This window comes from Aeromonas sp. 603404, from assembly GCF_049171775.1.
GTDB classification, from domain to species: Bacteria; Pseudomonadota; Gammaproteobacteria; order Enterobacterales; family Aeromonadaceae; genus Aeromonas; species Aeromonas veronii_A.
In genome coordinates, this window is the sequence record NZ_JAAKPE010000001.1 from 24,658 (window position 1) to 44,252 (window position 19,595).

The 19,595-nt window shown below is 58.7% G+C and carries 22 protein-coding genes; 11 read left to right on the forward strand and 11 right to left on the reverse strand.

Translation table 11 applies throughout. From position 1 onward, the window contains the following. Window positions 1-57 precede the first annotated feature (57 nt). Window positions 58-231 carry a hypothetical protein gene (locus tag G5306_RS00100; protein WP_227340851.1) on the reverse strand — a complete coding sequence of 58 codons (174 nt, stop codon included), beginning with the start codon at window positions 229-231 and terminating at the stop codon, window positions 58-60. On the opposite strand from G5306_RS00100, the gene G5306_RS00105 reads away from it, so the two are divergent. Then, on the forward strand, window positions 230-784 hold the full coding sequence (locus tag G5306_RS00105) for a hypothetical protein (RefSeq protein ID WP_227340850.1): 555 nt from the start codon (window positions 230-232) through the stop codon (window positions 782-784). The two genes, G5306_RS00100 and G5306_RS00105, sit on opposite strands and share 2 nt — an antisense overlap. 156 nt (window positions 785-940) lie before the next feature. After that, window positions 941-1,333 (forward strand): DUF2750 domain-containing protein, encoded by a 393-nt coding sequence (locus G5306_RS00110; protein WP_005344491.1) that lies wholly within the window; start codon window positions 941-943, stop codon window positions 1,331-1,333. A gap of 94 nt (window positions 1,334-1,427) precedes the next feature. On the opposite strand, the gene G5306_RS00115 is transcribed toward G5306_RS00110, so the two are convergent. The 5 genes from G5306_RS00115 to G5306_RS00135 form a co-directional block, all read right to left on the reverse strand. Continuing rightward, window positions 1,428-3,278 carry an extracellular solute-binding protein gene (locus G5306_RS00115; protein WP_421312008.1) on the reverse strand — a complete coding sequence of 617 codons (1,851 nt, stop codon included), beginning with the start codon at window positions 3,276-3,278 and terminating at the stop codon, window positions 1,428-1,430. A 121-nt stretch (window positions 3,279-3,399) separates the two neighbouring features. Then, window positions 3,400-4,290, reverse strand: coding sequence for an EamA family transporter (locus tag G5306_RS00120; protein ID WP_421312009.1), 891 nt, complete (start codon window positions 4,288-4,290; stop codon window positions 3,400-3,402). Between the two features lie 127 nt (window positions 4,291-4,417). Further along, complete coding sequence (locus G5306_RS00125; RefSeq protein WP_029303991.1) at window positions 4,418-5,164, reverse strand: DNA-binding transcriptional regulator YciT; 747 nt, start codon at window positions 5,162-5,164, stop codon at window positions 4,418-4,420. Between the two features lie 91 nt (window positions 5,165-5,255). Beyond that, entirely contained in the window at window positions 5,256-7,688 is a 2,433-nt protein-coding gene (locus G5306_RS00130; protein ID WP_421312011.1) for a formate C-acetyltransferase/glycerol dehydratase family glycyl radical enzyme, read from the reverse strand. A 53-nt stretch (window positions 7,689-7,741) separates the two neighbouring features. Next, complete coding sequence (locus G5306_RS00135; RefSeq protein ID WP_421312012.1) at window positions 7,742-8,638, reverse strand: glycyl-radical enzyme activating protein; 897 nt, start codon at window positions 8,636-8,638, stop codon at window positions 7,742-7,744. 128 nt (window positions 8,639-8,766) lie between these two features. On the opposite strand from G5306_RS00135, the gene fsa reads away from it, so the two are divergent. Together fsa and G5306_RS00145 are read left to right on the forward strand one after the other, a co-directional pair. Further along, on the forward strand, window positions 8,767-9,420 hold the full coding sequence (gene fsa / locus G5306_RS00140) for a fructose-6-phosphate aldolase (protein WP_227340846.1): 654 nt from the start codon (window positions 8,767-8,769) through the stop codon (window positions 9,418-9,420). Between the two features lie 125 nt (window positions 9,421-9,545). Beyond that, window positions 9,546-9,725: a hypothetical protein gene (locus G5306_RS00145; protein ID WP_421312013.1), complete on the forward strand. Its 180-nt coding sequence runs from the start codon at window positions 9,546-9,548 to the stop codon at window positions 9,723-9,725. A gap of 8 nt (window positions 9,726-9,733) precedes the next feature. Here G5306_RS00145 and G5306_RS00150 read toward each other — a convergent pair whose 3' ends face one another. Next, complete coding sequence (locus G5306_RS00150; protein ID WP_421204654.1) at window positions 9,734-10,933, reverse strand: HD-GYP domain-containing protein; 1,200 nt, start codon at window positions 10,931-10,933, stop codon at window positions 9,734-9,736. Window positions 10,934-11,101: 168 nt separating this feature from the next. Here G5306_RS00150 and rsuA point away from each other — a divergent pair, with 168 nt between their 5' ends. Next, entirely contained in the window at window positions 11,102-11,794 is a 693-nt protein-coding gene (gene rsuA / locus G5306_RS00155) for a 16S rRNA pseudouridine(516) synthase RsuA (RefSeq protein ID WP_421208144.1), read from the forward strand. 19 nt (window positions 11,795-11,813) lie between these two features. Here the strand turns inward: rsuA and G5306_RS00160 are convergent, their stop codons facing one another. After that, a complete protein-coding gene (locus G5306_RS00160) occupies window positions 11,814-12,713 on the reverse strand; it encodes a DMT family transporter (protein WP_421208145.1) in 900 nt (299 codons plus the stop codon). A gap of 157 nt (window positions 12,714-12,870) precedes the next feature. On the opposite strand from G5306_RS00160, the gene G5306_RS00165 reads away from it, so the two are divergent. Further along, window positions 12,871-14,508 carry a peptide ABC transporter substrate-binding protein gene (locus G5306_RS00165; protein ID WP_421208147.1) on the forward strand — a complete coding sequence of 546 codons (1,638 nt, stop codon included), beginning with the start codon at window positions 12,871-12,873 and terminating at the stop codon, window positions 14,506-14,508. 10 nt (window positions 14,509-14,518) lie between these two features. Further along, a complete protein-coding gene (gene yfcE / locus G5306_RS00170) occupies window positions 14,519-15,061 on the forward strand; it encodes a phosphodiesterase (RefSeq protein ID WP_227340840.1) in 543 nt (180 codons plus the stop codon). A gap of 36 nt (window positions 15,062-15,097) precedes the next feature. Here the strand turns inward: yfcE and G5306_RS00175 are convergent, their stop codons facing one another. The 3 genes from G5306_RS00175 to flgA all read right to left on the reverse strand — a co-directional run bounded on the left by G5306_RS00175 (window position 15,098) and on the right by flgA (window position 16,608). Beyond that, window positions 15,098-15,514, reverse strand: coding sequence for a flagella synthesis protein FlgN (locus tag G5306_RS00175; protein WP_040066163.1), 417 nt, complete (start codon window positions 15,512-15,514; stop codon window positions 15,098-15,100). Continuing rightward, complete coding sequence (gene flgM / locus G5306_RS00180; RefSeq protein ID WP_005344518.1) at window positions 15,511-15,831, reverse strand: flagellar biosynthesis anti-sigma factor FlgM; 321 nt, start codon at window positions 15,829-15,831, stop codon at window positions 15,511-15,513. Before flgM ends, G5306_RS00175 begins: the two co-directional genes overlap by 4 nt. Before the next feature lie 93 nt (window positions 15,832-15,924). Next, window positions 15,925-16,608: a flagellar basal body P-ring formation chaperone FlgA gene (flgA, locus tag G5306_RS00185; protein ID WP_421312417.1), complete on the reverse strand. Its 684-nt coding sequence runs from the start codon at window positions 16,606-16,608 to the stop codon at window positions 15,925-15,927. A gap of 144 nt (window positions 16,609-16,752) precedes the next feature. Between flgA and G5306_RS00190 the strand changes: the two genes are divergently transcribed. From G5306_RS00190 to flgC, 4 genes are all read left to right on the forward strand, one after another. Further along, on the forward strand, window positions 16,753-17,664 hold the full coding sequence (locus G5306_RS00190; protein WP_005344523.1) for a chemotaxis protein CheV: 912 nt from the start codon (window positions 16,753-16,755) through the stop codon (window positions 17,662-17,664). Window positions 17,665-17,683: 19 nt separating this feature from the next. Continuing rightward, complete coding sequence (locus G5306_RS00195; protein ID WP_005344525.1) at window positions 17,684-18,508, forward strand: CheR family methyltransferase; 825 nt, start codon at window positions 17,684-17,686, stop codon at window positions 18,506-18,508. A gap of 261 nt (window positions 18,509-18,769) precedes the next feature. Next, entirely contained in the window at window positions 18,770-19,168 is a 399-nt protein-coding gene (gene flgB / locus G5306_RS00200) for a flagellar basal body rod protein FlgB (protein ID WP_005344526.1), read from the forward strand. After that, window positions 19,168-19,587, forward strand: coding sequence for a flagellar basal body rod protein FlgC (gene flgC / locus G5306_RS00205; RefSeq protein WP_005344527.1), 420 nt, complete (start codon window positions 19,168-19,170; stop codon window positions 19,585-19,587). Before flgB ends, flgC begins: the two co-directional genes overlap by 1 nt. Window positions 19,588-19,595: the final 8 nt, after the last annotated feature.

The following is a 19,595-nucleotide window of genomic DNA, read 5'->3' on the forward strand; positions in this document are numbered from 1 at the left end:
CTAAAGATGTATGCAAACTAGCATCCCCGGATCCACTTTAGTGGGCGCTGGCTCAAATTATTGATCTTTGGCTGGATGCTGCGTTTCAAATGCTGTTTTTTTCGGCGTAATCAGATGGTTGGCTGACAGCTTCGCCAAGGGCCGAGCCGGACCAAACGTGGTAGGATAGGGGAATTCTTTATATCGGACGGTCCATTGGCGGCTGTTCGCCCAGTCCAAGGTATTGCTCATGGTCAAGATCACGCTGGTATCCCTGCTGCATTCACACACCGCCACTTTCCCTGTTTACCCAGTCTCCTTGCTGACCTCCTTGTTGGAGGGCCATGAGGGAGAGGTGTGGCTACCTGCCCGCAAGGGGGGCGACATTACCCATCTTCGCAAACATGCTAAAGGGGCTCGCGCCCGCGAGCTGGCAAATCTCGATGCCGGTTGGTGCGATTTTATATCTGGTCAGGAAGGGGCGACTGCGGAGCTGGATGCGCTGGCCAACTACGACACCGAGATGATGGACAACTTGCAGATGTACTGGCATAGCGCGGGCAAGATCAACAGCCCGATCACAGATAATTTGTTCGAACTTCGTCGCGAAGTGGTGGATGAGGCCCATGGCGAAAAGCTTGCCGCTCTCTGGGAGCAACAACAACAGCAGCGATTTGAGCAGTTGATGAAAAGTGCGGCTGACGGTCGGGATCAACTCTGTTTCGTCGAAGTAGAGTCTGCCTACTGGCTGCGACAGAAGTTGAGCGAGCAACCTGATGTAGAGCTGATCACCCCGACCTTTTAATCCGGTCTGGAAGGTGGGTGAAACGTTTTATTCGCCGCCCTGCTCTATCCTTATGAGCGTTGCTGTTTCCCCGACGGGAGTCAGGAGGCGGCAAGCTGGACAAGCTGACCACAAGATGTGAACATGGCGCCCTTTATCGAGAGAGAGACTTGGCCAATGAGCTATGAACTGAGCGACACCGAGCGCAATGCCGCGCTGCAACTGAACGCTGACTACCGTTACGATCACTTCATCAGCAAGCTGGTCGAGCATGAAGAGCTGTTCGTCCTGACTGACGAGCATGGCGTCATGATGCTGACCACCGACGATGAAGATTGCATCCCGGTATGGCCGCACCCGGAGTACGCCAAGGCGTGGGCCGAAGGTGAGTGGGCAGATTGCAAACCACAGTCCATCACCCTCAAGGTGTGGCTGGAGCGGTGGATTGACGGCATGGAGCAGGATGAACTCTGTGTAGCCGTGTTCCCGACTCCGGATCAGGAAGGTATCGTGCTGGAGCCGGCCGATGTGGCTGATGCCATCGCCCAGAAGCAGGCCAAGCGCGGCTGATCACCGAGCTATTCGCAACATCGGTTGCCAACAAAGACCCCGCTATCTGGCGGGGTCTTTGTTTTAGGTCTGTTTGCCAAATGAGTTGTCGCTATCAGGGCTGGCGATAGGTGGTGTCGATGATGGGCTCGGCCGGGAAAGTCTTGCCACTCTTGATGGCTGCCCTGGTCTCGGATTTTAGCTCTTCATCGATCCACAGCAGACCGCCATAGCTGTAACCGCTGTTGTCGCCACCGAGTGGCCAATAGAGCTGCTCGCTCTTGGGCGTTGCTGGTACTTTTGGCAGTTTGACCCAGCGCCATGCCCCTTCCCGGGTGTAGGGCACCTGATATGCAGGCACGAAGCTTGCCAGCTCATAGAGCCGCTGCTGGATCTGGCGCGACAGCGCCGCTTTTTTGGCGAAGTCGAACTCCTTGTCGAACTGCTCCACCAGAGTCGTGATGGCGTCGTCATCGATGTTCATGATGTTGTTGGTCTGCGGCTTGTTGGCGTTGATCTTGTGGAAGAACTCCCAATAGGCGGGATAACGGCTGCCTGACCAGGCCATCCAGGCGCTCTGGTGCTTTTTCTCCAGCATCGACTTGAAGCCGGCCGAGGCATCCATCAGGTTGAGCTCGAGGTTGAGCCCCGCCTTCTTGGCCTCTTCGCGCAGCAGGGTGAGGCGCTGGGCGTGCTCCGCCGTGGTGTAGGTGATGGCCAGGGTCAGCGGCTGGCCCTGGCTGTTTTGCAGGGTGCCGTCGGGGCCGGGCTTGGTGAAACCGGCCTTGGCGAAGTAGTGGCGCGCCAGCTCGGGATCAAACGGACGGGCCTTGAGATCCGTGTTGGTGAACTCCCCCTGGCCAGAGCCGTAGCTGTTGAGGCGCTGGTAATCCCCCCGCAGCAGGGTGGTGAGCATCTTGTCGAGATTGAGGGCGTGCTGGATGCCGAGCCGCACATCGAGATTGCGCAGCAGCGGATCGGCGGTGTTGAGATAGAGCCCCGTTGGGGGCTGGGGTGTCTGGTTGTAGAACCAGCGCCGCTCGATATACCCCTTCTCGAACTCGGCGGTGTTGGTCTTGTCGTGCCACCAGTTGGGGATCACCAGCGGGAAGCTGTCGAGATCGCCGCGCAGGAAGTGCTGCCAGGCGATGTTCAGATCCCTGAGCACCTTGATCTCGATCCGCGCAGGATTGAAGCGATGCTGGAAGTAGCGCTCGTCATCCCCCCACCAGTTTTCAATCCGTTTGAAGGTGACCGATTTACCCTTTTTCACCTGATCGATCTGATAGGGGCCGGTGACCGGCAACACCTTCCAGTTGTACTCCTTGACCCAGTTGGTGGTGAGCTTGATGGCGTGGCTCGGCTCCGGGCTGATGGGCAGCGATTCGAGCAGATCCTGGCGGCTCTTTTCGGTGCCGCTGGTGATGGCCAGGGTGTGATCATCAAACTTGGTGATGTCTGCTATCTGGGTGCTGTAGTAGTTGTTGTACCAGGGGTCGTTGATCTCTTTGCTGCGCATCATCTTGAGGGTAAAGAGCCAGTCATCGGCGGTGACCGGCTGGCCGTCTGACCAGCGCGCTTTGGGATTGATGCGAAAATAGAGGGTCTTGTGGTCAGGCCCGAAGGCCCACTCGTTTGCCAGCATTGGCATGGGGTTGCCGGTGACGGGATGAGTGCTCAGCAGTGGCAGGTTGGTTTCCCGCACGTAACCGGCAAAGCCGCCGTTGGAGTCGGGGCCATATTTGCGCAGGGTCAGGGGGAAGCTGGTCATAAAGGTGCGAAAGGTGCCGCCGCGTTTGGCGGCCGGATCGGCATAGAGAGGGTCCTGGTTGTTGCTCTCCCACGTCAGATCGGTCGGCAGGGTGGCGCTCCAGCCGTAGTGGCTCAGACAGAGGGTCAGGGCAATGGCACTGGTGCGCAGAAGGCGCGGGATGATGCGGGGGTTTGCAGTGAAGGTCGATGGCATGTCCTTGCTCTCCTGATGGCTGCGTCCTGCAGGCCACTCGCTGGTGGCTCCAGCCCCGATGGGGGCTGGCTCATCATGGAAAGTTTCCCCGCCCTGGTCAATGGCGGCGGGCAAATAAGGATCAGACGGCCTGCTGCTTGAACCAGCGCAGCCGGCCGCCCAGCAGATGCACCACGAATCCCAGCAGCACCAGAGCCGAGCCCAGCCACTGCAAGGGAGTGGGGTGCTCGTCCAGCAGCAGGGCCGCGGCCACCATGCCGACGCAGGGCACCAGCAGGGAGAGAGGGGCCACCTGCGCCACTGGGTAGCGCATCAGCAGCCGTCCCCACAGGCCGTAGCCGAGCCAGGTGGCGACAAAGGAGAGATAGAGCACGCACAGGAAACCCTGCCAGCTGATGTTGAGCAGGCTGCTGGCCATCAGCTCGGGCCCCTCGAACAACCAGGAGAGGGCGAGGAAGGGAAGGATGGGCACCACTCCGCTCCAGGCGATAAGGCTGGGCAGCGTGGTCTGGTAGCGCAGCCCGATCTGGCGATTGATGACGTTGCCAAGGCCCCAGCAGGCGGCCGCGCAGAGGGTCAGCACGAAGCCGAGCAGAGTGAGGTTGCCTTCGCCATGGGTGGCAATGAGATAGAGACCGGCCCCCGCCAGTGGCAGGGCCACCCAGTGGTGGGGTTGCCAGCGCTCACCCAGCCAGATCATGGCGAACAGCAGGGTGAACACCACCTGGGATTGCAGCACCAGCGAGGCCATGCCCGCCGGCATGCCGAACTTCATGGCGCAGAACAGAAAGGAGAACTGCCCCAGACTGATGGCTCCGCCATAGGCCAGCAGCCAGCGCCACGGCATGGCGGGTCTGGGGACCAGCAAGATGGCGGGAAAGACCACCCCGACGAAGCGCAGCGCCCCCAGCAGCAGCGGGGGAATCCCCTCCAGCCCCCACTTGATGGCGACGAAGTTGAGCCCCCAGCAGAGGATGACCAGAGCGGCCAGAAATTTGTCCTTGGTGTGCATGCGGCGTCCTTCGGTCTGTGGCCTCAGGCAGGAGAGGCCAAAAGAGGACGAGCATACCCCAGCCTCGGTGGGCGCCGTCAAGCCGCCAGGCGGGGGAGCAACCCGGCAACGGGGGGCAAGGTGCGATTCAGGCGGCGACGCAGTGCACTGTGATGCCGCGTGCGGTCAGGGTGGCCCGCATGGGGGCGGGCAGGGCATCGTCGGTGACCAACACGCCGATCTGGCCCGGCGTGCCGAGCGGGCTCGGGTGGATGGCGCCGAACTTGCTGCTGTCGGTGATGACCACATTGGTCACCCCCTTGGCCAGCACGCTGTTGACCACGTCGGCCCGCATCATGTCGCGGCCGGTGAAGCCCATCTCGGGATGAAAACCGTCTACCCCGATGAAGGCCTTGGAGAAGTGCACCTGCTCGATGCACAGCCGGGTCAGCGGCCCCACCACGCTCTCGCTCTGATGCTGGAACAGGCCACCGAGCAGTACCACCTGGGCCTGGGTATCGCGCAGCAGGTGGGCGATGTAGCTGCTGATGGTGATGATGGTGACCCGCTTGTGCAGGGCCAGATGACGGGCCAGCAGGGCGTTGGCGCTGCCCCCCTCGATAAAGACCGTCTCGCCATCCTCCACCAGCTGGGCGGCTCGCTCGGCGAGGCGCTCCTTGAGCAGGTAATTGATGTTCATCCGGGCGTCGGGGTCGTCGCTCTCCAGCGCCATGGCCGAGCCGTGCACGCGCTTGAGCAGCCCCTGTTTTTCGAGGGCGGTCAGGTCGTTGCGCACCGTCACCTCCGAGACCCCGGTACGTTGGGAGAGCTCGCTCACGCTCATCTTGCGGGCCTGATGGACCAGGGTGAGGATCAGTTGGTGGCGTGGGTTCATGGGACCTCGCTGGCTGGCAGTGGATAGCGGCAAGCCACCGCGCGGGTGGCTTGCCGGTCATAAAGGGGCACAGCTGCCCCTGGTGGGCCCGTCAGAGACTGTGCTCGGTGCGGGCGATGATATCATCTTGCGCATCGGGGGATAAGGCGGTGAAGAAGGCCGAATAGCCCGCCACCCGCACCACCAGATCCCGATACTGGTCGGGATGGGCCTTGGCGGCCAGCAGGGTTTCGCGCGAGACGATGTTGTACTGCACGTGCCACCCCTTGTGCACCTCGAAGAAGGTGCGCAGCAGGCTCATCAGCTTGGCCTTGTCCCGCTCGTTTTCAAGGCTTACCGGGCTCAGTTTCTGGTTGAGCAGCACCCCGCCGAGAATGGCCGCCGTGGGCAGCTTGCCGAGCGAGTTGAACACCGCCGTGGGGCCCAAGCGATCCGAGCCGGACGCGGGGCTGGCCCCTTCCGCCAGCGGGGTGTGGGCGTGGCGACCATCCGGCGTAGCCATGGTGGCCGCCCCAAACGGCACGTTGGCCGAGATGGAGGAGGTGCCCGCATAGTAGGTGCCGCCGATGGGGCCACGGCCGAAGCGGGTGTTGTGCAGCCCCTTGAGCTCATCGATGTAGCTCTGGTAGGCCTGTACCAGCAGCAGGTCGACCTCGTCCAGATCGTTGCCATATTTGGGGGCCGCGTGGGTGAGGCGCTGGCGCAGCTGCTCACCCTCGAGCCCGGCAAAATCCTGCTCGAGCGCTTCGGCCAGCTCGCGCTGATCCACCACCCCCTGCTCGAACACCAGTTTCTTCAGCGCCGCCAGGCTGTTGCCCAGGTTGGCGATCCCCACCTGCAGGCCGGAGACCCAGTCATAGACGGCGCCCCCCTGCTTGATGGTCTTGCCGCGCTCGATGCAGTCATCCACAAGGGCGCTGCAGAGGATGTCGTGGGCTTGGGCCTCCAGCACGCTGTCGACCACGCAGTCGATCTCGATGGATTTGCGGGTGAAGTAGCGTACCTGCTCGTCCCAGCGGGCCATCACCTCGTCGAAGTGGCCGAACGTGCCTTGTCGCAGTGACTGGGGCTGGGGCTGGAAGACCTTGCCGGTGGTGGCATCGCGGCCGCCATCGAGCGCCGCCAGCAGGATACGGGCGAAGTTGATGAAGCTCATGCCGGTGCAGCGATAGCCCCACTTGCCGGGTACCGCAGTTTCGATGCAGCCGATGGCGGCGTAGTGGTGGGCATCCTCCTCGCTCACCCCGAGCTTGATGAACTCGGGGATCACCACCTCGTCGTTGTTGAAGGCGGGCATGCCAAAGCCGCAGCGGATCACCTGGATGCAGGCGTCGAGGAAATCCTCGCTCATGCCGGCATGGTAGCGCACCGAGAGGTTGGGCTGGGTGGAGCGCAGCTGGCCGCAGGACTCCAGAATCGCGTAGGAGAGGCCGTTGACCGCATCATGGGCCTTGCCATTGCGCCAGTTCTGGCCGCCGATGGTGACGTTCTGGTAGAGCGGGCTGCCGGCGGAGGCCTTGGAGTGGGTGCCTGAGCGGATCTTGTTCACCTCCAGCAACTTGAGCCAGCACCCTTGCAGCAGCTCGACGGCGCGTGTGCGCGGCAGGGATTCCGACAGCTCTACTTCGCGGCGATACCAGGGGTAGAGGTACTGGTCCATCCGGCCAAACGACACCGAGTGGCCGTTGGACTCGATCTGCAGGATGAGCTGGATGAAGTAGCAGAGCTGCAGCGCCTGCCAGAAGGTCTCGGGGGGCCGGTGGGCGATGTGGGCGCAGTTGAGGGCGATGGTCTCAAGCTCGCAGCGGCGCTCTGGGCGCGGCTCCTGCAGCGCCAGCTCGCGGGCCAGCGCGGCGTAACGCTCGATGTGCTGGCTGACGGCATCGAAGGTGATGGCGACGGCCTGCAGGAACTGCTCGCGCTGCAGATCGGCCCAGTCCGCCAGATCGAGCCGGCCGCGCCGCTCGGCCACCTTGGTCTTGAGGCCGTCGAGACCGAGAGCAAGCAGCTGCTCGTAGTTGACCGCGAGGTGCGCATCCCCCGAGGTCATGTTGCCCTCGGCCTTGATGATGCCGCTCTCCAGCAGTCCCTTCTGCTCGTCGGTAAAGAGGCCGTAGCAGCGATCCTGCACCGTCTGGCCGCGCCAGAAGGGGGTGAGGGAGTGGATGGCCAGCTTGTCCGCCTCGCTCACCGCAAAACCGGCGCCGGGGCGATCCGCCAGCTCGTCGATCTCCTTCTCGATCCAGCCCACCGTGTATTCGGGAAAGAGCGGCGCCGCCCGCACCTGGCTGGCCTGGTTGCCGACGATGAGCTCGTCGTGCTTGATCCAGATGGTGCGCTCCTTGAGGTGGTGGGCCAGCGCCAGGGCGCGGCGCACCGGCAGCGGCCGGGCCAGGTGGACCTGATAGGCTTGCGTGTAGTGGCGGGCCCGCTCGGTGCAGACCGGCGGCTGGACGATGTGGATCAGGCTCTCCTTGTGGGCACGGATCCGCGGGGGCAGGGTGGTGAGGTCGAGCTGGGTCATGGTCTTATCCTCTGGTCATTGGGCAGTGAGTGGCGGATGTCATGGGTTTGTTCCTAGCCCCGGGTGAGCGGGGTCAGCCCCTGCGCACGGGCACACTCATGGGCAAAGGCGAGCAGTGCCGGGTCATCGAGTGGCTGCAGGGGCGCCTGATAGGGTTGGTCGAGCAGGGCGTACTTGCCCGCGCCCAGGGTGTGGTAGGGGAGAAAGTGGATCTCCTGCACGGTGCCGAGGCGGGCGGCAGCTTGGGTGATGGCCTCGATGGAGGCGTGGTCGGCATTGAAACCGGGGATGAGCGGCACCCGGATCTGCATGGCCACGCCGCGCTCGGCCAGACGCTTGAGATTGGCCAGGGGGAGGGCGACCTTGCCGCGGGTCCAGTCGAAGAAGCGATCCTCATCCACATGCTTGAGATCCGCCAGCAGCAGGTCGAGGTGGGGGAGGCTAGGTTCAATCTGGTGCCAGGGTACGTGCAGGCAACTTTCCACCGCAGTATGCAGCCCCTCGGCCTTGCAGCGGGCCAGCAGGCTGGCGGCAAACTCGGGCTGCATGAAGGGCTCGCCGCCGGAGAGGGTGACCCCCCCGCCGCTGCGCTCGAAGAAGGGGCGATCCCGCAAGATGGTGGCCATCAGGGTGTCCAGGCTCTCCTCCCGGCCGCACACCTGCAGCGATTCGCTGGGGCAGAGGCCGCGCAGCCGTTCCACATCCTGATTGCCGAGGGTTGAGCGGGCGATCTGGACACCCTGGCTGTCACGCAAGATTGCCGGGCAGGCGTCGCTGCAGAGCCGGCATCCCTCGATGCATTGGCGCCGGTCGAGTAGTATGTCCGGCTTGGGAGAGCGGCTTTCCGGGTTTTGACACCAGCGACAGGCCAGCGAGCACCCCTTGAGAAACACCAGAGTGCGAATGCCGGGGCCATCGTGAGTTGAATATCGTTGCAGGTCGAAAATCATACCGCCTCCTTTTGTATTTGCATTCTATTTGCTTTCATTCGAAAGTTGATTTGATTTCGATCAAGCTGTTTGCAGATGTTTTCTCGCTAGAATGGCGACATATTGAACATCCCGTTAAGGAGTTAGAGATGGAGCTGTATCTCGATACCGCCGATGTGGCGGCAGTGCGTCGCTGGTCACGGATCCTGCCGTTGGCCGGTGTCACCACCAATCCTTCCATTACCGCCGCCGGGGGATTGCCGCTCTGTGAGCTGCTGCCCGCCTTGCGCGATGTGCTGGGGCCCAAGGCGCGCCTGTTTGCCCAGGTGATGGCCAAAACCGAAACCGAGATGGTGCGCGAGGCGTTCGCTCTGCGTGAGCTGGACCCGGATCTGGTGATCAAAATCCCGGTATGCGCAGAGGGGCTGGCGGCCATCAAGAGCCTGACCGCCAACGGTGTGCCGACTTTGGGCACCGCTGTCTATACCCCGCTGCAGGGTTGGCTGGCGGCGGTGGCGGGGGCAGAGTACGTGGCGCCCTACGTCAACCGGTTGGATGCCCAGGGGGGTGACGGCATCGCCACCGTGCAGGAGCTGCAACAGCTGCTTGCGCTGCACGCGCCGAACAGCAAGGTGCTGGCGGCATCGTTCCGTACCCCGCGCCAGGCGCTCGACTGCCTGCTGGCGGGTTGCCAGTCCATCACTCTGCCGCTCGATGTGGCGGAGCAGCTGATGAACGTGCCAGCGGTGGATGCGGCGCTGGTGAAGTTCGATCAGGATTGGCAGCGAGCTTTCGGTCGCTGATTGCCTGATTGCAGTGACAGATGGGGGAGGGTGAGGAGACGCAGGAGGGGATTGGGATTGACCGACTAGACTTGTAATAGGCAGTCAGATGCGCTGGCTGCCTTGCGATCTACCGGAGGTATCCCATGAGCGACCATCTGCTGCTCCCCCATGGTGAAGATCTGCGACGTGCGGTGCGCTGGCTCAGTGAGCACCACCAGTACGATATCGCCGCCATCGAAGAGGCCAGCCAGCGTTTCGATCTCTCGCCGCAGGATGAGGAGTTTCTGATCCGGCACTGGCTCGATAGCCAGCGCCAGTCGTGAGGGCAGAGTTAGAAGAAGTTGGTGAGGTTGATGCCAAACTCTTTGGGGTCGACCGTGCACTCGATGCTCTCCTTCACACTCGATCTGGCCAGATCCAGCCACTGCACATCGAGGTAGTGGCGCTGGGAAGCGTGATAGATCACCTTGACCACCGGCTTGAGCGGCTGCTGCTCGTTGCGCTGCATCACGATGGCCAACCGCTGGTTTGAAAGCTGTACCAGCGTTCCCACCGGATAGACCCCCATGCACTTGATGAACTTGGTGACCAGTTCGGCATCGAAGTGCTGGTTGACTCCCTTTAGCAGAATGCGAAAGGCCTGGGTGGGTTGCATGCCAGCCTTGTAGACTCTGTCGGCAGTTACTGCGTCATAGACATCGACAATACCGCTCATGCGGGTATAGAGGGAGAGTTCATCCCCTTTGAGCCTTAGTGGGTAGCCAGTACCATCGAGCCGCTCGTGGTGGTTGGCGGCTACTTCCAGCATGGTTGGGGTGATGCCGGGGGTATTGCGGAGAATGTCGTAGCTATGCACCACATGCTGGCGCATGATGGCAAACTCCTCGTCGGTCAGCTTGCCCGGTTTGTTGAGCACCTCGTCCGGCGTCATGATCTTGCCCACGTCGTGCAACAGCCCTCCCAGAGTCAACTCCTTGAGCACGCTGCGCTCCAGCCCCAGATAACGGCCGAAGTTGGCCAGCAGGATGGCCACGTTCATGGAGTGCTCCATCAGATAGGCATCCTTGGCACGAATACGGGCCAGGCAGAGCATGGCATCGCCATGGGTGAACATGGTGTCCACCATCTCCTCGGCGACTTCGGCGAGCGGGGTGATGTTGATGGGTTCACCCGCCTTGAGCTGACGAATGAACTTGCCTTGCAGCTCGCGCGCCTCCTGATAGAGGCGGCGGATCTTCAGCTCCCGCCCTTCGCCGTTGGCCCCGACCCGGCGTCCTGCCTGAGCACTGTTGGCATTGAGGTCAGGGGAGGTGATGGCGTCACTCTCGGTACTGCCCAGCTTGCTGCGGGCCAGATCGATGCGTACCGTGAGCACCCCCTGACGCACCAGATTGGCAATTTGCGCCACACTGGTCACCATGCCCATCCGGGCAATCTCCATCCCACCTGTCTGGCTGGCGATAGCAATGACATACATGCCGGGTTTCAGCTGGTTGACGGGAATGACGGGGTAGGATGCTTGAGACTTCATGAGGGCTTCCTGACTCTTATTATTATGAGTATCGTGCGGATGGATTGCACCCGAGAAGTGTAACATCGGATGACCAGTTCGTCATAATTGGCAACCCCTTAACAGTGGCGTTGTCGCCCCCGCCCGATATAATGACGCCCCTTTACTTGTTGGACTCCGAGGTTGTGAATGCGGCTTGATAAATTTCTGTGCGATTGTTCCGATTTGACCCGCTCGCTGGCAGGCAAACTGATCCGTCAGGGTGAGGTCATGGTGGATGGCATTGTGGTCAAGCAGCCTGCCTTTCATATCAATGAGCAGAGCCAGATCGAGTTTGACGGCGTGCTGCTGACGCTGGAGCAGCGCAACCGTTATTTCATGCTGCACAAACCGGAAGGGTATGTCTGCTCCAACGAGGATCCGGATCACCCGACCGTTTTCTTCCTGATGGATGAGCCGGCGATGGGCAAGCTGCACGTGGTGGGGCGCCTTGACCTCGATACCACCGGACTGGTGTTGGTGACCGACGATGGTCAATGGTCCCATCGCATCACCTCGCCGCGTCGCGAATGTGCCAAAACCTATCACGTCTGGCTGGCCGACCCGGTGAGCCCGGATGCAATCGAGTTGTTCGCCGAAGGGGTCTACCTGCGCAACGAGACCGATAAAACCCGTCCAGCCCAGCTGGAAATTCTCGGTGAGTGCGAGGCCAGGCTGACAATTCACGAAGGCAAGTACCATCAGGTCAAGCGGATGTTTGCCTCCATCGGTAACAAGGTCGTTGGCTTGCATCGCGAGCGGATTGGCGGCCTGACGCTGGATGAGACGCTTGCTCTCGGTGAATACCGTGAGCTGACCGTTGACGAGATCGCCCTGTTCTGATCAAGCTTGTTGCCGGGTGTCAGTGAGTGCTGAAACCCAGCACCAGTGCCGTACCCAGGGTGGCAATCAGTGCCCCCACCCAGGCGGCAATGGATGGCCGCTCCCCCGAGTGCCACCACAACAGTGGCAGCAGCAGTACCGGCGTGGTGGAGGAGAGAATGGCCACCATGCCAACCTCGCCCTGCCGTAACGCAATCAGGATCAGCGTCATGCCTAGCGTCATCGCCAGGAAGCCATTAGCGATGATCATAGCTAGGACCCTACGGTTGATAGGGTTTAACGGACGTGCAATAGGCATTCCTGCCAGTCGCAAGCTGCAGTGTGCCAGCAACGCGGTGGCCATTCTGACCCCGGACGCGCTGACGGCATCGACATTGCCGCTCATCATCACAGGTTTGGCGATGATCACACCGAGACTCTGGCAAAGCGCAGCGGTGAGACCCAGCGTGATGCCGATTCCCAGGCCGCCACGGATCTGCTCCCACTCGTTATTGTTGCTGCGCCTGCCAAACAGGATCGCCAGCATCACGCCGACAAAAACCAGCAAGGCACCCAGCAAGCGCCATCCGGTCAGTGGCTCATTAAACAACCAGAGCCCCAGCATGGCTGAGAAGAGGGCATGACAGGAGAAGAGCAGGCCGCTGCGTCTTGGGCCCATCCTGTTCATGCAGGCATAGAGCGCCGTATCACCAATAAAAATGCCGATAAGTCCGGAGAGGGCGAGCAGTGGAAGTGTGCCGGCGGTGAGGGTTTGCCAGCCGCCGCTGAGCAGGCTGATGCTGCCGAGCATCAGGCTGACCAGAAACATGCGCCAGCGGCTGTAGGCAAATGCGCCGAGATGACGGGCCGGTTTGACCGAAATCAGCGCTGCAATTGCCCATAAACTGGCCGAGGCGAGGGCCAGCCACTCATAACCCATAAAAACTCCTGAAAAAAATCTCCCGAAAGACTCCATCTCCCGGGCAAGCCCGATACAATACGGGGCGTTTTCGGGGATAACAAGCGCGGCATCAGGCATTCATAAGGCGAGCCGTCGGCCTTCCCCCTCCTGCAGTAGTTTTATTCGAGGTTTTGTCATGAGGTCTGGTTTCTTCCCCACGCTGGCGCGACGCTGGCTCCCCCCCCTATTGCTTGCCGCGCTGGCCGTTCCACAGGCTCATGCAACAGCCGTTGTACAGCAGCCTCCTGTGGCCGACCGGCAGATGTTGGTCAAAGGCAATGGTGCCGAACCGGAATCCCTTGACCCGGCACTGGTGCGCTCCGGTTTTCCGGGGGAAGCCGTGTTGGTCGATCTTTTTGAAGGGCTGGTCAGTGAGGATGGCCAGGGGCATATCGTCCCGGCTCAGGCACAGCGCTGGGAGGTCAGTGAAGATGGGCTGGAGTGGCGATTTTTCCTGCGCCCCCAACTGAAGTGGTCCAATGGCGAGCCGCTGGTGGCCGCTGATTTCGTCTATGCCTGGCGCCGTCTGCTCGATCCGGCCATCAACTCCCCTTCTGCCGGATTGCTGTTGGCCATGGGGATCAACAATGCGCAATCCATCTATGCCGGCGCACTGGAGCTCGACAATCTTGGCATTGAGGCGCAAAGCGATCAGATCCTGAAAGTCACCCTGGAGCGGCCGGTTCCTTATTTTTTGCAGCTAATAAGTCAGCGTCCCTTTGTACCGGTCAATCGGCAGGTGATAGCCCAGTTTGGCAAACAGTGGACCGAGCCCGGCAAGCTGGTGAGCAATGGGGCGTATCGTTTGGCTAGTTGGGTGCCTAACGAGAGACTCGAAGCCGAACGCAATATCCACTACTGGGACGATCGCCACACTCGCATCGGGCGAGTCACCTACCTGCCGATCACCTCGCAACATGCGGAGCGGCTGCGTTATGAGGCCGGTGAAATCCAGCTGACCAACAAGGTCTCCCTCGGCTATTACCAGAAGATGAAGCGCGGATCCCCGGAGCGGCTCTGGGGCTTGCCGCTGTTTGGTACCTATCTCTATGCATTCAATTTGAAACGCCCGGAACTGCAGGATGTGCGGGTGCGTCAGGCGCTCTCCATGGCGATTGATCGACTGCAGCTCATTGAATCGGTGAGCGGGCAGGGTGAACAGGCGGCATGGTCGCTGTTGCCGGAGATGCCAGGTTACCCCCGGGTGGTATTGCCTGTCGCGCTTGAAGATATGCCGACCCGTCAGGCCAAAGCGGCTGCACTGCTGTCAGCGGCCGGGTATAACAGCGCTAATCCACTCAAGCTGAGCATTACCTACAACAGTGCCGACACCCACAAGCAGATGGCAATGGCCATTGCTGCCATGTGGCAGAAGCTGGGGGTACAGGTCACCCTCAACAGTCTGGAGTGGGGCACCTATCAGGTGGCCAAGGATAGCGGTGATTTCCAGGTGGCCAGAAGTTTCCTGTTTGGCGATTACGTGGAGCCGTCAGCCATATTGGGCAGCTTCCGTTGTCAGGATCTGCGCAACGAGAGCGGCTACTGCAATCCCGATTTTGATCTGCTGCTGGAGCAGGCTGCCAATACGCTGGACAGTGCGAGTCGGGTTGAATTGTACCGGCATGCCGAACAGTTGCTGCTTGAAGAGGCGCCGATCCTCCCCGTGTATCATTACAATCAGATGAGACTGGTTGACCCCACCCTGCGGGGACTGCCCAGCCAGAATTTGAAAGGGACGATTGCCACCAAGGATCTCTATTTCAGCCCGCAGTGAGGAGCATTTCATGAAACTTGCCATCATTTCCGACATCCACGGCAGCATCATTGCGCTGGAGCGGGTGTTGACCCGACTTGACTCCTGGCAGCCGGATCACTATCTGCTGCTCGGCGATCTGCTCAACCATGGCCCGCGTAATCCTCTGCCGGAAGGGTATAACCCGGCGGCAGTGGCTGACAGGCTCAACGAGCTTGCGCCACAGATCATCGCGGTGCGGGGCAATTGCGATTCCGAAGTGGATCAGATGCTGTTGCGCTTTCCCATCACCGCCCCCTACAACCAGTTGCTGATCGATGAGCGGCGCTGGTTTGTCAGCCACGGTCATCTTTATCGCCCGGACGAGGTACAGCTACCGGCGGGTAGTCTGTTCCTGAGCGGCCACACCCATGTACCTGTGCTGGAGTGGCAGGGGGAACGGATATTGATGAACCCGGGGTCAATCTGTTTCCCGCGCGGCGAGCTGCCAGCCAGTTATGGAAGCTATGAGGATGGGGTACTGCGCGTCAACGCGTGTGAGGATGGGCGGGAGTTGTTGCGCCTCGCGCTTTAAAACGGAGAGCAAAAATGCAAGGCCTGATAAGAGATGTCAGGCCTTGATACCGTAGGAGCGGGTGCCAGAGCGAGTATTGCCTTTGGCGTCATAGGTCAGGCTGTTGCGATCACGCAACTGACTCAGAAAGGTTGCCAGACGACGGTTGGAGACGATGCTCAATTCAAGCAAGCGACCGTTGATATCATTTTGTGCCTGGCAGGCATCCAGTTTTGCACGAAGCTGCGCCATCTCGTCGGGATAGGCTGCCAGCTGCAGTGCCAGTTCCGGCATCTCTGCCAGTGTCTTGTCCAGAGTTTCTATCGCAGCAAGCAACTGCTGTTTGCGCTCGGTCAGTGCAGGCAGGGCCAGTGCCTGATGCTGCTCGAGCAAGCTGAACTCCTCTTCCAGAATGCCTTGCATCTGGCTGAGGTAATCATCTTGGGTGTGCAGTAACGAAGGTAAGTCCATCATCCCAGAACTTTGTCCAGATTGGCCTCGAAACTGAACATCTTCTTGGCTACAGCGTCGCTGTTAACCTGATATTCGCCACTCGCGACGGCTTTTTTCAGTCGTTCAACCTTGCTCTCGTTGCCGGTTGAGGCGGTATTGAGGTTCTGTTGCATTTTTTGCAATTGTTGCGCCTCACTGGTCAAGGAGACGGAGTCCAGCTTGACAGTGGTCGCTTTGTTTTCGGGCGATGAGGTGACTGACTTGCTGCCTGTCCCTTGGCTATTAGCGGTATTTTGCAACCGATTATTCGCCAAGTTGTTGATATTGTTGATGGCCATTTTAGTTACCTTCGTCTGCTTTAAGGTTTGCTTACCTGTTTATCGGTGCGGCAGCTCAAAACTTTAGAAAAAAAATTGTTCAGGCTCCGGATATCAAAAAGTGACCGATGCGGCACCGACTGCTGTGACTTTACCTTCCACCGTTTTGCCGGAGCGAATATTGACGAGTTTGATGATCTCTCCGAAACTGCCATCTTGCAAGGCTCGGGCCATGGTTTTGATCTGGAAGTTGCTGTTTTCGGCAGTCAGGGTGACCTGATCCCCTTTACATATCACGCAAACCTGGCTCAAGCGGATGGGCTGTCCCGGTTTGATCTCCCGCTTGCTGCGTACCCCAATCAGAGGGGCCGGGTTGGTCAGATAGTCACCACGGATCAGGGTTTGATCCTGAAACGCCACTACCAGCTTGCTTTCATTCAGCAGATCCCCTTTGGCAATGGGGTCGGTGACAGTAACAAAGGGTTTTTGAATACTGACCCTTACCGGCAAGTAGACATCCCAGGGTTTTTCTTCCTCACACTTCATGTAAATAGTTGTATTACGACGAATTTCCATTTTTGCTGGCAAGCTGATGGTCAACAGATCATCGCAACGGGTTAGCGGGAGTCTCTCATCAAGGGTCGCGGCAGTGACCTCTGCTCTGGCATCCAGCGGCAGATCGAGTTGACCATAAACGAACTCTTGTGCTTGCTCTCTCAGATAGGTTGTGACATCCGAGGCATGGCTCGAGGATATGCTGCCAAAAAAGAGGCTGATGAGTAAAAGTCGGTTAATCATTTTCGCTCGTCGGTCGATAAGTTGTTCACGCATATCACCATATTTAACTATGATTGCTTCAGAATCTGTTTGTTGTCACATCGATAGTCTGACGCAATCCATCACGCATGCATGATTAATGCCAAGCGTTTTTAGGGAGTGTTTATGGCCAGTATCCTGGACTCGGTCAACCAACGTACCCAGCTAGTGGGGCAAAACCGGCTGGAATTGTTGTTGTTTCGTCTCAATGGACGTCAAAGATTTGGCATCAACGTATTCAAAGTGCGTGAAGTGTTGCAGTGCCCCCCCTTGACCGTGATGCCCAAGTTGAACTCCTGTATTCGCGGAGTGGCTCATATTCGTGGCCAGACTATCTCGGTCATCGATCTCAGCATGGCAATGGGCAAGCGCCCCATTGAAGATTTGAGCAAGTGCTTCATTATCATCTCCGAGTACAACCGCTCCATTCAGGGTTTTTTGGTGCACTCGGTCGAGCGCATCATCAATATGAACTGGGAATCTATCCTTCCTCCCCCCAAGGGGGCTGGTCGCATCAACTATATGACGGCGGTTACCGAGGTTGATGGCGAGTTGGTCGAGATCCTCGACGTTGAACGTATTCTCAACGAAATATCTCCGGTTTCTACTGAGGTCAGCCAGGAGCTGGTGGAGGCCAGTGTCGAGCATCCGACCTTGGGACGTCCCGTATTGGTTGCTGACGACTCTTCGGTTGCGCGCAAACAGGTACAGCGTGCGCTGGAGGCGATCGGAGTTGAATGCGTGCTGGCAAAAGATGGCCGCGAAGCATTGAACATGCTGCTGGAGATGACCAAAAATGGCCCTATCAAGGATCAGATTGCGCTGGTGATTTCCGATATCGAAATGCCCGAGATGGATGGCTATACATTCACTGCCGAGATCCGGAATAATCCCAATCTCAAAGATTTGCATGTTATTCTGCATACCTCGCTCAGTGGTGTATTTAACCAGGCTATGGTGCAAAAAGTTGGTGCAAACAACTTTATTGCCAAGTTCCAGCCTGATGAATTGGCCAAAGCCGTACAAAACGCACTCTAATTTAAAGAAGAACAGCTGCATGAAGACACTTTCGGATGACTTATACAAACAGTTCAGCAACTTTCTTGCGGTTCAGAGCGGGATCGTGCTGGGTGATAACAAACAGTATCTGGTGAAGAGCCGTCTTTCACCTTTGATGGCACAGTTTGGCATCGAGAGTCTGTCTGAACTGGTCACCCGTGCAATGAGTGTACGAGAGCGTGACCTGAAAATGGCGGTTGTTGATGCGATGACCACTAACGAGACCCTCTGGTTTCGTGATACATATCCGTTCCAGCTGCTGACCGACAAGATTTTTCCTGAATTGGGCAAAAGTGGTCGCCCTGTCAAGATTTGGTCTGCTGCCTCATCTTCGGGACAGGAGCCATATTCTATCGCCATGACGGCGCTGGAGCAGCAGATGAAGAAGCCGGGTACCTTGCCCGGTGGAGTGCAGATTGTCGGGACAGACATATCGACTACCATGCTGAATCAGTGCAAGGAAGGGGTATATGACAGTCTGGCTTTGGCACGCGGATTGTCGCCAGAGCGCAAGAAGATGTTTTTTGAGCCCTATGGTGACAACAAAATGCGGGTGGTAGAGCGAGTCAGAAAATTGACCACCTTCCGGCCGCTCAATCTGCTGGAGAGTTATAGTCTGCTCGGTAAATTTGACATCATTTTTTGCCGTAACGTGCTTATCTACTTTGCACCGGAAGTGAAGTCAAAAATCCTCAACCAGTTTGCATCCAGCCTCAATCCTGGTGGATACCTGATGCTGGGAGCGTCGGAATCGCTGGCGGGTTTGACTGACCGATTCGAGATGATTCGGTGCAATCCCGGAATTGTTTACAAGGTCAAATAACGTTGCAGCCCATGGTATTCAATGAGTTGTGATTGGTGACATTGTTATAAGAGAAGGAGGCACAGTGCCTCCTTCTCTCTTTATGGCTCCATTCTTATAGCTCCATTCGTGATGGCATTGCACCATGTTCCTATCTATCGCGCAGCAGATCCTTGGACTCCGTCTAAAGGCTTTCATAGCTAGGCTCGACAATCTGGCAACATTTTGAAAATCGTCTGGCACATCTCTTGCAAGAAAAATATACCAAGCAGGAGGTGTGCTATGGCTTTTTCATTCGACAAGGCATTTGGTATCCATCAATACACGCTGGGTGTTCGCGCCAAGCGTGCCGAGGTGTTGTCCAGCAATATTGCCAATGCGGACACGCCAGGTTTTAAAGCAAGGGATATCAACTTTGCACAGGCATTGCAGGATGCCCAGCATAAACAGGGTTTTGGCCTGGTAACAACCAGTGAAAAGCACTTTGCCTTGAATATGGATGCCCCCGGTACTGTTCAATACCGCAATCCGTTGCAGCCTGATACGGGTGATGGCAACACGGTGGATGTGCAGCAGGAGCGGAGCGAGTTCTTGCGCAACAGTCTGGAGTACCAAACCTCCCTGGAATTTATGAATCGCAAGATCAGTGGCCTGCTTAAAGCCCTGAAAGGAGAGCAGTGATGAGTTTGTTCAAGGTCTTTGATATTGCCGGCTCGGCCATGAGTGCGCAGTCCGTGCGCCTCAATACGGTTGCCAGCAATATGGCCAACGCGGACAGCGTAAGCTCCAGCGTGGAAAACACTTACCACGCAAGGCGGCCAATTTTTGCCGCTCAGCTCGATCAGGCCATGTCAGATAAGCAGGGATCGGTCGGCGTTGAGGTGAAGGGGATTGTCGAGAGCAAGGCTCCACTGCTCAAGGAGTACAACCCTAACCACCCTATGGCGGACAAGGATGGCTTTATCTTCAAACCGAACGTCAACATGGTTGAAGAGATGGCTGACATGATCAATGCCTCGCGCAGCTACCAGACCAATGTACAGGTTGCAGATTCGGCCAAGAAGATGCTGCAGCAGACGCTCCAGCTTGGCAAATCCTGATAGGAGGG